This window comes from Clostridium gasigenes (assembly GCF_017348895.1).
Lineage (GTDB): Bacteria > Bacillota > Clostridia > Clostridiales > Clostridiaceae > Clostridium > Clostridium gasigenes.
In genome coordinates, this window is the sequence record NZ_CP071376.1 from 1633075 (window position 1) to 1647444 (window position 14370).

The following is a 14370-nucleotide window of genomic DNA, read 5'->3' on the forward strand; positions in this document are numbered from 1 at the left end:
TTCAAAAGGGTTCTCTTGAAATTTTAAGAGGTGAGATTTTATGAATAAAGAGATACTTATTAAAAAATCAAAGGAAGTTAGAAAAGATATTATAAACATGATATATGAATCGAAATCTGGTCATCCAGGTGGATCTTTATCTTGCACAGATATCTTAACTTATTTATATTTTGAAAAGATGAATGTAGATGCGAATAATCCAAAAGATGAAAATAGAGATAGATTTGTATTAAGTAAAGGCCATGCAGCACCAGCACTTTATGGAGTGTTATGTGAAAAAGGATTTTTCCCAAGGGAAGAGTTAAATGGTTTAAGAAAACTAGGAGCAATTTTGCAAGGTCATCCAGATAAAAAGAAGGTTCCAGGAGTAGATGTATCAACAGGATCACTTGGCCAAGGAATATCTAATGCAGTTGGAATGGCTGTTGGCCTTAAATTAAAGAAATCTAAGGCAAAGGTTTATACAGTCCTTGGTGATGGAGAACTTCAAGAAGGATTAGTTTGGGAAGCAGCAATGGCAGCAGCTCATTACAAGTTATCAAATTTAGTGGCAGTAATTGATTATAATGGACTACAAATAGATGGTAAAAACGAAGATGTTATGTCTATATCTCCTTTAGATGATAAATTTACAAGCTTTGGTTGGAATGTAGTTAAGTGCAATGGTCATGATTTTGAAGAAATTCATGAAGCTTTTGATAAAGCAGAAAAGTGTTTAGACAAACCAACTGTAATTATAGCTACAACAGTAAAAGGAAAAGGCGTTAGCTTTATGGAAAATAAAGCAGAATGGCATGGTCAGGCTCCAAGCGAAGAGCAAAGATTACAAGCAATAATAGATATTGAAAGATAGGAGGAGAAAATAATATGGGAAAAGCAACAAGAGAATCATATGGAATGGCTTTAGTAGAGCTAGGATATGAAAATGAGAATATAGTAGTTTTAGATGCAGATCTTTCAAAATCTACAAAAACAAATGATTTTAAGAATAAGTTTAAAGATAGATTTTTCAACGTAGGAATAGCAGAGCAAAACTTAATGGGAATGGCTGCAGGTTTATCTAATGTAGGAAATATTCCATTTGCTAGTACATTTGCAGTATTTGCTACTGGTAGAGCATTTGAAATAATAAGAAATTCAATATGTTACCCAAAAATGAATGTTAAAATAGCAGCAACTCATGCAGGTATAACAGTAGGTGAAGATGGTGGATCACATCAATCAATTGAAGATATAGCATTAATGAATTCACTACCTAATATGACTGTAATAGTTCCTGCAGATCACACAGAGGCAATGCAAGCTGTTAAAGCAGCAGCAGCTTATGATGGTCCTGTATATTTAAGATTTGGAAGATGTAATACAGAAGATATATTTGATGCAAATTATAAATTTGAAATTGGTAAGGGCGTAGAAGTTGCTCCAGGAAATGACGTTGCTATTATAGCAACAGGAATGATGGTTCAAAAGGCTATTGAAGCTTCAAAAGCTTTGCTTGAGCAAGGTATAGCAGCTAGAGTAATAAATATATCTACTATAAAGCCTATAGATAGAGAAATAATCCTAAAGGCAGCAAGAGAAACAAAGGGTATAGTAACTGCAGAAGAGCATTCAATAATTGGAGGCCTTGGGTCAGTAGTATCTACAGTTGTTACAAGTGAATGTCCAACTATAGTTAAAATGGTAGGAATAAACGATATCTTTGGTCAATCAGGTACTCCAAATGAACTAATGGTTAAATATGGTTTAACATCTGAATCAATAATAAACAAAGTAAAAGAAATATTAGCATAGGAGGAATATTAATATGAAATTTTTCGTAGATACAGCAAATATAGAGGATATAAGAAAAGCAAATGAACTAGGAGTTATATGTGGGGTAACAACAAACCCATCATTAATTGCAAGAGAAGGTAGAGATCTTAGTGAAGTTATAAATGAAATTTGTTCAATAGTTGACGGACCAATAAGTGCAGAAGTAATGAGCTTAAATGGCCAAGAAATGTATGAAGAAGGTAAGAAATTAGCAAAAATACACAAAAATATAGTAGTTAAAATCCCTATGTGTGAAGAAGGATTAAAAGCAACTAAGTTATTATCTAAAGATGGAATTAAGACAAATGTAACTCTTATATTCTCATCAGTTCAAGCTTTATTAGCTGCAAAAGCTGGTGCAAGTTTTGTAAGTCCATTCCTTGGAAGATTAGATGATATCGGAAATCCAGGTATTGAAGTTGTAAAACAAATAGCTGAAATATTTGCTATACATGGAATAGAAACAGAAATAATATCTGCAAGTGTAAGAAATCCAATGCATGTATTAGATGTAGCACTAGCAGGATCAGATATAGCAACAGTACCATATTCAGTAATAGCTCAAATGATAAAACATCCATTAACAGATAGTGGAATCGCAAGATTCACACAAGATTACGAAAAAGCTTTTAAATAAGGCATAGTAAAACCAATGAATACTGACTAGTTATTTATTGGGAGATGCTTAAGAAAATAACGAAAGAGTGCTTGGTACCTTCAAGGTATTAGGCACTCTTTTGAGTTTATGAAAGTAATTTGTAGGGAAAGTAGATATGATTAGAAGATAAATGTAGTAAAATAAGAAAATGTAAGAGATGAGCATCTTCAAAATGTAAAGTCAAAGAAAATTCAATCATAATTGAAAAAAGGCTACGTAGATTACAACGTAGGGTATATAGCAAATACCTAAAAAATAAGGAAGGGGGGTAAGTTCGTCAAAACAAGTAATATTATAAAAATCAAAAAGCAGATTAAATTACTTTATAGAAAATTAAACGAGCTTTATAGAGTTTTGTAAGGTTTTGGCAATGGGAATATGCTAAATAAGATATCGAATAAGAAAGTATCTTTAAAAAGTAAAATTACTTTCACAAATATATTACTAATGACTATTATGTTAATTACCACAATGACTATAACCTTAAAATTCAATATGAATATAATTGAGAAAAAGCTTGAAGCTAATTTATTAAACATTTCGAAAATAATAGCTAAAAATCCTATGGTTATAGATGATCTAAATAATAAAGAAATTAGTAGCGCTGTAGAGAGATATCTAGATGACATAATAGTTAGTGCGAACGATATAGATGTTATAGTTATAGCCGATAATAATGGAAAGAGATATTATCATCCAAATGAAGATGAGGTAGGAAAAAAATTTGTAGGTGGAGATGAAAAAAAGTTTTAGATGGAGAGGAAAGTTACATATCTGAAGCAGAGGGTAGTTTAGGAAAACAAAAACGTGCATTTTTTGTAATAAAAAATAAAAGTGGAGAACAATTAGGATTTATAATGATAAGTACTCTTATGGAAAATATAAATAAACTAAAAATTGAAATGTTTAAAATATACATAATTTTAGCTGCATTTATATTTAGTGTAGGAATAGTTGTATCATTATATTTATCTAGAAATATAAAAATATCTTTATTAGGACATGAACCGTACAAATTTACAAAAATGTATATGCAAAGAAAAGAGGTAGTTGATTCATTAGAAGAAGGAATAATAGCTGTAGATGAAAATGGAAAAATAATAATATTTAATAAGGCTGCAATAAATATGTTAGATATAAGAAAAACTAAGAATATAGAAGGTAAGTTTATTAATGATATATTTTCAAAGAGTAAGTTAGTAAATATTATTCAAAGTGGAGAAAGTCGAAATAATGAAGAAATAATAATAAAAGATATTATTATTATTAGTAATGGAATACCCATAATAGAAAATAATAAGGTTATTGGGGCAGTAACTATATTAAGAAATAAAACGGAAGTAACTAGGCTAGCAGAGGAACTTACAGGTGTAAATCAAATAATAGATTCGCTAAGAAGTAATACTCATGAATTTATGAACAAGCTACATGTTATACTAGGGCTTATACAAATAGGTAAAACTGAAGATGCTAAAAGTTATATTATGAATATAAGAGAAGAACAAAGTGAAATAGTAAGCCTTATTATAAAAAAAATTAAAGATCCTACTATAGCGGCTTTGATTATTGGTAAAATTAGTAGAGCAAAAGAAATGGGTATAAAACTAAACTTAAACCCAAACAGTTATTTTAATATGAATGATAATTTAATAAGTAGAAATTCATTAGTAACTATAATAGGAAATCTAATTGAAAACTCTATAGATTCTATAAATGAAAAAGATAATGATTTAAAAAATATAAGTTTACTAATTTATAATGATGAAAATAGTTTGCTAATAACTATAGATGATACTGGTAATGGAATAAGTAGTGAGAATTTAAAACGAATATATGACAAAGGATTTTCAACAAAAGGCAAAAATAGAGGTGTAGGAATGTATATAATAAAAAATATACTAGATAACTATGGTGGGGAAATAGTTATAGAAAGCGAAGAGGGGATAGGGACTTGCACTGAAATAAGAATAAGTAAGGTATTGTAAAATAAAAGACAAGAATACTAGCTTGTTATTTATTTAAATATATTTAATGAGAATAAGGAGAAGATAAATGATTAGAGTGCTTATAGTAGAAGATGATCCGATGGTAGCGGAAATAGATAAAAAATATGTGGAAGATGTACCACAATTAACTGTAGTAGGGATATGTAACAATGGAAAAGATGCATTAGAGGTGCTTAAAAAAAGTAAAGTGGATCTAATTATATTAGATGTATATATGCCAAAATTAAACGGAATCGAACTTTTAAAGGAATTAAGAAAAATGAATATTAATAGTGATGTAATAATGGTTACAGCAGCAGATGAAACTAAGTCATTAAATGAAATACTAAATTTAGGTGTTATAGATTATTTAATTAAGCCTTTTGAATATAAGCGGTTTTTAGGAGCTTTGAATAAATTTCTAGAAAAATATACGCTTATAAACACAAATTATAAATTTAAGCAATCTGATATAGATATCCTTATAGCGAATAGAAATAAGGATGATTCAGGAAATATTAAAAAAGGATTAAATGAAAAGACATTAGATATGATAAGAGAATTTATGAAAGCTAGTAGTGAAAAATTACATACTAGTGAAGAAATAGCAGAAAAGGTGGGGTTATCTAGAGTTACAATAAGACGATATATGAATTACATGATAGAAATTAAGGAAATTAATAGTGAGATAGATTATCAAACTGGGGGGAGACCAAGCATTAAATATTATATTTAATATTGGCTAAATCATATAGATTGCTATTTTATTAACATGTACTTTACTTACAAAAGGTATTCAATACTTTTCTAATATATATATTAGAAAACGTTTTCTGTATAATGATGTTAAAGAAAGAAATTATATATGGGACTAGTTTATTAATTACAAATAAATTAGTAAAATAGGGAGGATCATTATGCAGGGTAATAAAATACAAGTAATGGGAATGAATTTATTACAATTTTCAATGGTTGCTATAATAGTGTTAGGAGCAACTGCTATGGGATATCTACCTGGTGGAATGGTTGGAGCGCTAGCTATAACAATAGTGCTTGGGGCAGCTTTTAATGAAATAGGAAATAGAACTCCAATAGTAAAAACTTATTTAGGGGGCGGGGCAATAGTTGCAATATTTGGATCGGCAGCTTTAGTTACATTTAATATAATTCCAAAAGAAGTTATAGAAAATGTGGATTTTTTTATGAATGATGTAGGTTTTTTAAACTTCTATATATCAGCACTTATAACTGGTAGTATCCTTGGAATGAATAGAAAGCTTTTAATAAAGGCATCTGTTAGGTTTTTACCAGTAGCTATTTGTGCAATAACTTTTGCCTTACTTTTAGTAGGTTCAGTAGGATTCCTTGTGGGCTATGGGTTTAAAGAGGCAATAATGTTTATTGCAATTCCTATGATGGGTGGTGGAATGGGAGCTGGAGTTATTCCTTTATCTAATATGTATGCAGAAGCACTTGGAAGAGATCCAGCACAACTTATTTCAATTATGATACCGGCATCGACTTTAGGAAACGTTATGGCTATAATAGGTGGTGGTATAATAGCTAAGATAGCTATTATAAAGCCAAGTTGGTCAGGTAATGGACAATTAATGAAAGATGATTCGGGAGAATTAAATGAAAAAGTAAGTAGTAAGTTAGATTTAAGAATGCTTGGAATAGGACTATTATTATCACTTACATTCTTCACTTTTGGTACTGTAGTAGGAAAAATAATACCATCAATACATACCTACGCATGGATGATAATAGGAGTTGTATTTGCTAAAATAGTAGGATTAATACCAGAAAAGCTTGAACAGTCTGCAAGTCAATGGGGACAGTTTGTAATGACTAATTTAACAAGTGCACTTTTAGTTGGAATAGGAATATCTATGATAGATTTAAATGCAGTTGCAGCAGCTATAACCCCACTATATCTAATACTTGTATTTATAGTAGTATCTGGTGTTGCAATAGGTGCTGGAATAGGTGGTAAAATAGTAGGATTCTATCCTATAGAATCAGCTATTACTGCAGGGCTATGTACAACTAATATGGGTGGGACAGGAGATGTAGCAGTTTTATCAGCAGCAAATAGAATGGAATTAATACCATTTGCTCAAATTGCTACTCGGATATGTGGTGCATTAGTGCTTATACTAGCTAGTGCTCTATTAAAGATATTAATGTAGTGAGGAACTTTCAAAAAAATAATAGACCACATTGTTTATATGTAGTTTAGGTATGAAATAAGGAAAATCAATCAGTGTATCATTGTATACACTAGATATATATATAGGAGATGAGTTTATGGATTATAACAAATTAAGCTTAGAAATGCATGAAAATAACAAGGGGAAAATAAGTATAACTTCAAAGGTAAGTGTAAAAACAAGAGATGATTTAAGTACAGCTTACACCCCAGGGGTGGCAGAGCCTTGTAGAAAGATACATGCAAACAAAGAGGATGTTTACAAATATACTGCAAAAGGAAATTTAGTAGCGGTTGTTACAGATGGAACAGCAGTGCTTGGACTTGGAGATATAGGACCAGAAGCTGCTATGCCAGTTATGGAAGGAAAAGCTATATTATTTAAGGAATTTGCAAATATTGATGCATTCCCAATATGTTTAGACACTACGGATGTAGATGAAATAGTTAAGACTGTAAAATATCTAGCACCTACCTTTGGTGGAATAAATTTAGAAGATATAAGCGCTCCTAGATGTTTTGAGATAGAAAGAAGATTAAAGGAAGAATTAGATATACCAGTATTTCATGATGATCAACATGGTACTGCAATAGTAGTTTCAGCAGGACTTATAAATGCATTAAAACTTGTTGGCAAAAAAATGCAGGATGTTAACATAGTAATAAACGGAGCAGGTTCAGCTGGAATATCAATATGTAAATTGCTTTTACAATTTAATGTAGGAAATGTTGTTCTTGTAGATAGAAATGGAGCTGTAGAATCTAGTGCAGAGTGGCTTAATGAAGCTCAAAAAGACATGGCGAAAATAACTAATAAGCATAATGAAAAAGGAAATTTAATTGATGTTATGAAGGGTAAAGATATATTCATAGGAGTTTCTGGTCCAAATTGTGTAACTAGTGAAATGGTAGCTACTATGAACAAAGATGCAATAGTATTCGCTATGGCAAACCCAAGCCCTGAAATAATGCCAGAAGAAGCAAAAAAAGGTGGCGCAAGAGTAATAGCTACAGGAAGATCAGATTTTCCTAACCAAATAAACAACGTTCTTGTATTCCCAGGAATATTTAGAGGTGCATTAGATGTACGGGCTACTGATATAACAGAAGAAATGAAGCTTGCAGCAGCTAAAGCTATAGCAAGTTTAATTGAAGAAAGTGAATTAAATGAAGATTATATAATACCAGGAGCCTTTGATAGTAGAGTTGCACAAGTTGTAGCTAAAGAAGTTGCGAGGGTTGCAGTTGAGAGTGGTATATCTAAATTAAACAAATAGATATAATTATAAAATAGGATTTAGTAGAAATATAATTTTAAGAAACTTTAACATTGGATAGCCTTTGTTAAAATTACTTTCAAAGTTCTAAAATAATAACTTAAAGAAGGCAGTTTAAAAAAAATCTGTATAAAAATTTATATTAAAAAGCAATCTACAATGTAGGTTGCTTTTTTGTCGTGGGTTAAATTTCAAATAAAAGCTGTTATTTGAAATTATCTTATTTAAGGTTTATTTAAGCTTGAAATTACATTCATGTAAGGTTAGTAATTTAAAATAAGAATTAGTAAGACAAAAGAAGATTGGAGGACAAAATGATAAAGTGGGAATTAAAAAAATTAATTAAATCTAAAAGTACGTTAATGTCATTAGGAGTACTTTGTTTAGTGTTGATAATATCCATATTTATAAAGCCAACATTAGAAACTGAAAATAATTACTTTGATGATAATAAAGGTTTTGTAGTAGATAGTAGATCTGGATTAGAAATAGCTAAAGAAAAATTTCAAATGAAAGTAGAATCTTTAGAAGAACAAGCTAATTTAACTGATAATGATAAAGATTCTAAAATACTTAAATCTATGGCAGAAGAGAAAATAAAAAGTATAGAGGGTATGAATTATGAAGAGGTAGGATTTTGGCAAGTGTTTACTTACAGGGCTACAAACCCTCTTATAAACATAGGAATGCTTGTAACTATAATGATACTTATATCTAATTTATATACGGATGAAATAATAAGCTCTGTACGAGATATAATACTTTCTTCAAAGGAGAAAAAAAGAGCTTTAAATTCTAAAATAGTAATTGCACTTTTAATACCTATAGCAATCTATAGTGTATATTTGGTAGGGGTATTTACTATAACTTATATACAAAAAGGAAGTCCAATTAATGGTGAATTAGAGGCTGTTAGAATAATTGATCATATATCAATCTTAAAAGGCAATCCAACTATTGTAGAAAATGTTTTAAGAAATATAGCTGTAGCACTTTTAATGTTTGAAGGATGGGCAATGATATCAATGTTATTCTCATTTATAAGTACAAGTTCTATAGGGTCAATAAGTGGTTTTGGATTATTTATTGCATTAACAAAAGCTATATCAGCAGTTAAGATACTTCCATCAACTTTAGTATTAATGTTTTCATATAGCAATTATTATGACTTAATGTTTATGTTTAATACTCTAATAGGAAGTTATATGGGATCAATTAATATGTTTGGATATAATATGGATCTTATGAATTTAGCAATAGTAATGTTAGGAGCCATATTTGCAATTGCAACAGCATTGAGCGTATGGGTAACTAGAACAAAATATATAAACAGATAAATATATAACAGATAAATGGAGGAGTTAATATGAATAAATTAGAAATAAAAAATTTAACTAAAGTATATGGTAAGAAAAAAGCTAATGATGGAATAACAGTAACATTAGAAAATGGTGTTTATGGATTACTTGGGCCAAATGGAGCTGGAAAAACAACATTAATGAAACAAGTAACAACATTAGTAAAACCTGATGACGGATTAATATGTTATAATGGCAAAAATATATTTGATATGGGTGATGAGTATAGAGATATTATTGGATATTTGCCACAAGAGTTTGGAGTTTATAAAAACTTTACGGCAAAGCAGTTTTTAGAGTATGTAGGTGCTTTAAAAGGACTGAAGAGTAAAGAATTAAAAAGTAAAATAGATGAATTATTAGAATTAGTAGGGCTTTATGAAGTGAGAAACAAAGCTGTAGGAAAATTTTCAGGAGGAATGAAGAGGAGAGTTGGGATAGCTCAAGTTTTATTAAATGATCCTAAAATAATAGTTTTAGATGAGCCAACAGCGGGGTTAGATCCACAAGAGAGAACTAGGTTTAGAAATCTAATAGCTAAAATATCAAGAGATAAAATAATAATACTTTCAACTCATATAATATCAGATATTGAATCTGTAGCTAAGGAAACTATAATGGTTAAAAACGGGAAGCTTCTTATGAAGGGAACTCATAAGGAAATATTATCTGATATGGCGAATAAGGTTTATAGTATAAGTGTTAAGGACGAAAGTGAAGTTGATAGAATTCAAAGCCAATATAAGGTTGTAAGCATTCAAAGAGATGTAGATTCAACTGTACTTAGGGTAGTATCTAGTGAAATTCCAAAGGAAGCTAATATACAAGCTGAACCTGCAAGATTTGAAGATGTATATATGTTCTATTTTGATTTAGAAGATGCAAAAGAGGTGTAGTAGATATGATAAATTTAATAAAATCAGAATTAAGAAAAACATTAGGTAAAAAAAGCATTTTAATAATTTGGATATTATTTTTAGGGTTTTCAGGATTATTAATTAGAAATTTTGAAACTTTAGATACTTATTCAGATGTATTTAGTAAAATAGAAGGGTGCATACCGTTTATTGGGTTAGTTATGTTTATAGTTATATCAGGTAACTATACAAAAGAATATGAATCAAGCATGGTAGGGTTAATAAATTCTACAAAAAATGGTAGAAAGAATGTAGTAATAGCTAAAGCTATAGCAAATGGAATAGCTTTATCCTTAATAAATGTTTCAGCAGTATTAGTAATGGGAATAAAGGCATTTAAATATGAAAATTTCCAAAGCTTAGATATACCAATTAAACAATTATGGTATTTTGAAAATAGTGGATCGAATATTACTGTATTGCAAATGTACTTAATAGTTATAGCATCTGTTATAGTAGGTTCATTTGTATTCGCACAAATAGGATTAGCTCTATCATCTGCCTTTAAATCTGCAACAATGCCATTTATATTAGGCGGATTAATTATGGGAATTTCTTATTTTGGGTTAGCATTTGTTCCAGAAAAAATGGAGAAATTTATGGCGCTAACACCAAACTGGATGATGATGAGCCAATTAATAGTTAGGTATGAAGTTCCTATAACAATTAGGATTTTATCTGGTATAGTTGCAGTATCATTAATAATACTATTACCAATGATAGCATATAAGAATTTTGTAAATAGTAAAAGATTATTATAATAAATCTATTTTAGGCACTTAAAAAAATAATAGACTAGTAATTTAGTTTATTATTTTTTGAAAGAACCTTAGGAAGCCACAAACAAATAACTAAAAATGTAGGTAGGGAGGAATTTATATTTAAATTCCTCCCTACTTTAGTACAAGGAATATTAAAAAAAATATAAGGTTAATTTATGGGTTAAATGTAGTAAAATAAGAAAATATAAGAGATGAGCATTTGCAAAAAATAAATAGCCAAAATCCTAGTTTGCTTTGAAGTGGGATTGTTATTTTTTAGAACTCTTAAACATAGGAGGAAATTATGGATAATAAAATATTAATAGTAGATGATGAACGAGAAATATTAAAGCTATTAGAAACTGTCTTAAGAAAAGAAGGATTTAATAACATATATACGGCAACTACAATGAGAGAAGGATTATCTGAATTTGAAAGGGTAAATCCAGATTTAGTTATACTAGATATAATGTTACCAGATGGTCAGGGATATGATGCATGTAAAATAATTAGGACAAAATCTAATGTGCCAATACTATTTTTATCAGCAAAAACAGAAGAGTTAGATAAAATATTAGGATTTGCAATAGGTGGAGATGACTATATAAGTAAACCTTTCAGCCCTAAAGAGGTAGCGTTTAGAGTAAAGGCTCATTTAAGAAGAGCAAATTATGTAAATGAATCAGCAAATAATGTGGTAGAGATAGAAAAAGAGGATATTATAAAGTTTGGACCGTATATGTTAAATGAAAGTAGAGCAGAATTAATAAAAGGTAAAAAGCATATAGATTTAACCGCTAAGGAATTAAAGATACTTTCTTTACTAGCACATTATCCAAATCAAATTATAAGTAAAGAAAGGTTATGTGACAAGGTATGGGGAGAAGAGTATATAGGATTTGATAATACAATAATGGTACATATGAGAAGGTTAAGAGAAAAGGTTGAGGATGATCCATCAAAGCCAAAGTATATTCTAACAGCAAAAGGGCTTGGATATAAACTATCAGTAAAGGAAGAGTAATTATGAAGTGGAAAGTAACGGGTAGATTTATAGGAACTATTGTTGCAGTAGTTATATTAGTAGCAATAATAAATATTATTACTATATTTATGGTATATATTACAAGCTTAAATAATGAATGGAAAAGAGGGGACTTGCAAGGTAGACCAGAGCAATTTGTAAGAGACTTTGAGCAATATATATATGAAGATGATGGAAAATTAGAAATATCACAAAATGGACAGGAAATATTAAAAAATAAGGCTGGGTGGATACAGGTTTTAAATGATAATGGTGAAGTTATAAATGAGTTCGATGTGCCAGAAGGAGTGCCTAAAAAATATACACCTTTTGACATAGTTAATAACTATAAATATATAGAGAGTTCTTATATAAATTTTATTCTAGAGAAGCAATTAAGTGATAAGCACGTTAATATTATAATTGCATTACCTAGTGATGAAGTAGGCAGAATAACTATAAGTTATTCTAAAGAGGCATTAATAGAATTTATTAAATCGATAATAACTTTAGGTTTAATTATTGATGCTATTATTGCATTAATATTTGGATATTTATTTAGTAGAAAATTAACTAAGCCTATTTCAAGACTAATAGGGGGAGTAGATACCCTAGCAAAAGGGGAATACAGTTTATATATAAAAGAAGATGGAGTATATAAAGGTGTATTTGAAAATGTAAATAGATTAGCTGATACTTTAAAAATAAATGAAAATGAAAGAGAAATGCTAGAAAAAATGAGAGAGGAATGGCTAGCAAACATAACTCATGATATAAAAACGCCTCTTTCATCAATACAAGGGTATGCAGAAATTATAGGTGATGAGGAATATGATTTTTCTAAAGAGGAAATTCAAGATTATAATAAAATAATATATAGTAAATCAAAATATATAAAAGAATTAGTTGATGATTTAAATTTATCAACAAGACTTAAAAATAATAGCTTGGTTTTAAATAAAAAGAACACTAATTTAGTTAGTCTAATTAGGCATATAGTAATAGATATATTAAATGATAGTAGATATGAAAATAGAGATATAGAATTTATTAGTAGTATGGAAGTTATTGAAAAAGAGATAGATGTTATTTTAATAAGAAGAGCAGTAACTAATTTGATTTTTAATGCAATGGTCCATAATAATGAAGAAGTTTCAATAAAAGTAGAAATTAGAAAAAAGGACAAAGTTGAAATAATAATAAAAGATAATGGAAGAGGAATAAAAGAAGAGGAACTTAAATATATATTTGATAGATATTATAGAGGAACAAATACAGGTGAGGCTCATAAGGGCTCTGGATTAGGATTAGCTATATCAAAAGAAATTATTAAAAATCATGGTGGAGAAATTGAAATGATTAGTGAATTAGAAAAGGGAACCGAGGTTAATATTACATTATAGAACTAAGTAAATTTAATGGAATGTTTTTATAATTAAATAAAAAAAGGTACTATTTCGTGTATTTCTACACGGAATAGTACCTTTTATTGTCTAGTAAATTACTATTCTAATTTATTCTTGGCCTGTAGCTAGTTTAGCAACAGCCTCGCCAAACTCAACTTCATTTTCAGGAACCCATATTTTATCTTTAATAATAAAAGTTGATGTTAATTCTTTTGGAGAATCTGATGGTACTGCATTCTTAAATTCTTTTATCAAATTATTAATAAAAACTTCTGACATTTTATTTGTTAATTCTTCTTGGTTTGTTATAGTTGAGTTCTTAAACTCATTAACGGCATCAGTTCCAGCTTTTTCAGAAAGTGCAACTGAATTAATATATGTTGATGATATCTTAACTTCTGAAGATTCACCTTTTTCTGAAACAACTTCTGTAGTAACGGAAACTTTATTTAATGCATCCATATATGCTTTGAATATTTGGTCAACTTGAGCATCCTCAATTTTTAAACCACTAATTTCAAAACCATTTTTTAATTCTTTTTTATATGTACTTTCTTGTAGATCCTTAAGTGTGCTTACTTCATCTTCTGTTGCACCAATTGAAGATAGATCACTTGTAACCCCTTTAATTACAGTATCAAACCAAATTTTAGCCGATTCAGCTGAGGTTACTTTAGTTTTACACCCCACTAACAAAGTAGGAAACATGAATATAATCATTAATATAATTAAATTCTTTTTTAAATTCTTCATAACAAACTCCTTTTCATAAAATATTTATTTTTATAACCTAAGTTACTATTAACATATCGTGCTTTATATTAATTCCTTTACACTTAATTACTTTAAATGATAATTAAGCTAATTTTATGGAGTGTTCTTTAAAAGCGTCTTAAATAAAAAAAGGTGCTATTTCGTGTATTTCTACGCGGAATAGTACCTTTTAAATTAATTCTA

General features: G+C 29.1%; 14 protein-coding genes. 13 read left to right on the forward strand and 1 reads right to left on the reverse strand.

What is annotated here, in order from left to right; genetic code table 11:
• The first annotated feature begins 40 nt into the window (after positions 1–40).
• From J1C67_RS07810 to J1C67_RS07870, 13 genes are all read left to right on the forward strand, one after another.
• Positions 41–853, forward strand: a complete 813-nt coding sequence (locus tag J1C67_RS07810) for a transketolase (protein WP_167865986.1) — start codon at positions 41–43, stop codon at positions 851–853.
• A gap of 14 nt (positions 854–867) precedes the next feature.
• Positions 868–1794 carry a transketolase family protein gene (locus tag J1C67_RS07815; RefSeq protein WP_167865985.1) on the forward strand — a complete coding sequence of 309 codons (927 nt, stop codon included), beginning with the start codon at positions 868–870 and terminating at the stop codon, positions 1792–1794.
• A gap of 13 nt (positions 1795–1807) precedes the next feature.
• Entirely contained in the window at positions 1808–2452 is a 645-nt protein-coding gene (gene fsa, locus J1C67_RS07820; RefSeq protein WP_167865984.1) for a fructose-6-phosphate aldolase, read from the forward strand.
• Between the two features lie 399 nt (positions 2453–2851).
• The gene (locus tag J1C67_RS07825) at positions 2852–3226 is read left to right on the forward strand and encodes a sensor histidine kinase (protein ID WP_167865983.1); all 375 of its coding nucleotides are present in this window, start codon (positions 2852–2854) and stop codon (positions 3224–3226) included.
• Positions 3227–3345: 119 nt separating this feature from the next.
• Positions 3346–4458 carry an ATP-binding protein gene (locus tag J1C67_RS07830; RefSeq protein ID WP_167865982.1) on the forward strand — a complete coding sequence of 371 codons (1113 nt, stop codon included), beginning with the start codon at positions 3346–3348 and terminating at the stop codon, positions 4456–4458.
• A 67-nt stretch (positions 4459–4525) separates the two neighbouring features.
• Positions 4526–5194, forward strand: a complete 669-nt coding sequence (locus J1C67_RS07835) for a response regulator (protein ID WP_089967193.1) — start codon at positions 4526–4528, stop codon at positions 5192–5194.
• 181 nt (positions 5195–5375) lie between these two features.
• Entirely contained in the window at positions 5376–6650 is a 1275-nt protein-coding gene (locus J1C67_RS07840) for a 2-hydroxycarboxylate transporter family protein (RefSeq protein ID WP_167865981.1), read from the forward strand.
• Between the two features lie 118 nt (positions 6651–6768).
• The gene (locus J1C67_RS07845; RefSeq protein ID WP_167865980.1) at positions 6769–7947 is read left to right on the forward strand and encodes an NAD(P)-dependent malic enzyme; all 1179 of its coding nucleotides are present in this window, start codon (positions 6769–6771) and stop codon (positions 7945–7947) included.
• A gap of 314 nt (positions 7948–8261) precedes the next feature.
• Positions 8262–9284: a hypothetical protein gene (locus J1C67_RS07850; protein ID WP_167865979.1), complete on the forward strand. Its 1023-nt coding sequence runs from the start codon at positions 8262–8264 to the stop codon at positions 9282–9284.
• A 29-nt stretch (positions 9285–9313) separates the two neighbouring features.
• Positions 9314–10201, forward strand: coding sequence for an ABC transporter ATP-binding protein (locus tag J1C67_RS07855; protein WP_167865978.1), 888 nt, complete (start codon positions 9314–9316; stop codon positions 10199–10201).
• A 5-nt stretch (positions 10202–10206) separates the two neighbouring features.
• Positions 10207–10983 (forward strand): ABC transporter permease, encoded by a 777-nt coding sequence (locus J1C67_RS07860; RefSeq protein WP_167865977.1) that lies wholly within the window; start codon positions 10207–10209, stop codon positions 10981–10983.
• Positions 10984–11287: 304 nt separating this feature from the next.
• Positions 11288–12007, forward strand: a complete 720-nt coding sequence (locus J1C67_RS07865) for a response regulator transcription factor (RefSeq protein ID WP_167865976.1) — start codon at positions 11288–11290, stop codon at positions 12005–12007.
• 2 nt (positions 12008–12009) lie between these two features.
• Entirely contained in the window at positions 12010–13410 is a 1401-nt protein-coding gene (locus J1C67_RS07870) for a HAMP domain-containing sensor histidine kinase (protein ID WP_167865975.1), read from the forward strand.
• Between the two features lie 111 nt (positions 13411–13521).
• Here J1C67_RS07870 and J1C67_RS07875 read toward each other — a convergent pair whose 3' ends face one another.
• Complete coding sequence (locus J1C67_RS07875; RefSeq protein WP_167865974.1) at positions 13522–14166, reverse strand: DUF5105 domain-containing protein; 645 nt, start codon at positions 14164–14166, stop codon at positions 13522–13524.
• Positions 14167–14370 lie beyond the last annotated feature (204 nt).

Bases quoted from the DNA above. Each gene is read 5' to 3' on its own strand.
- J1C67_RS07825 (WP_167865983.1), top strand. From the start codon at position 2,852: ATGCTAAATAAGATATCGAATAAGAAAGTATCTTTAAAAAGTAAAATT.
- fsa (WP_167865984.1), top strand. From the start codon at position 1,808: ATGAAATTTTTCGTAGATACAGCAAATATAGAGGATATAAGAAAAGCA.
- J1C67_RS07815 (WP_167865985.1), top strand. From the start codon at position 868: ATGGGAAAAGCAACAAGAGAATCATATGGAATGGCTTTAGTAGAGCTA.
- J1C67_RS07840 (WP_167865981.1), top strand. From the start codon at position 5,376: ATGCAGGGTAATAAAATACAAGTAATGGGAATGAATTTATTACAATTT.
- J1C67_RS07845 (WP_167865980.1), top strand. From the start codon at position 6,769: ATGGATTATAACAAATTAAGCTTAGAAATGCATGAAAATAACAAGGGG.
- J1C67_RS07855 (WP_167865978.1), top strand. From the start codon at position 9,314: ATGAATAAATTAGAAATAAAAAATTTAACTAAAGTATATGGTAAGAAA.
- J1C67_RS07830 (WP_167865982.1), top strand. From the start codon at position 3,346: ATGGAAAATATAAATAAACTAAAAATTGAAATGTTTAAAATATACATA.
- J1C67_RS07810 (WP_167865986.1), top strand. From the start codon at position 41: ATGAATAAAGAGATACTTATTAAAAAATCAAAGGAAGTTAGAAAAGAT.
- J1C67_RS07850 (WP_167865979.1), top strand. From the start codon at position 8,262: ATGATAAAGTGGGAATTAAAAAAATTAATTAAATCTAAAAGTACGTTA.
- J1C67_RS07835 (WP_089967193.1), top strand. From the start codon at position 4,526: ATGATTAGAGTGCTTATAGTAGAAGATGATCCGATGGTAGCGGAAATA.
- J1C67_RS07860 (WP_167865977.1), top strand. From the start codon at position 10,207: ATGATAAATTTAATAAAATCAGAATTAAGAAAAACATTAGGTAAAAAA.
- J1C67_RS07865 (WP_167865976.1), top strand. From the start codon at position 11,288: ATGGATAATAAAATATTAATAGTAGATGATGAACGAGAAATATTAAAG.
- J1C67_RS07870 (WP_167865975.1), top strand. From the start codon at position 12,010: ATGAAGTGGAAAGTAACGGGTAGATTTATAGGAACTATTGTTGCAGTA.
- J1C67_RS07875 (WP_167865974.1), bottom strand. From the start codon at position 14,166: ATGAAGAATTTAAAAAAGAATTTAATTATATTAATGATTATATTCATG.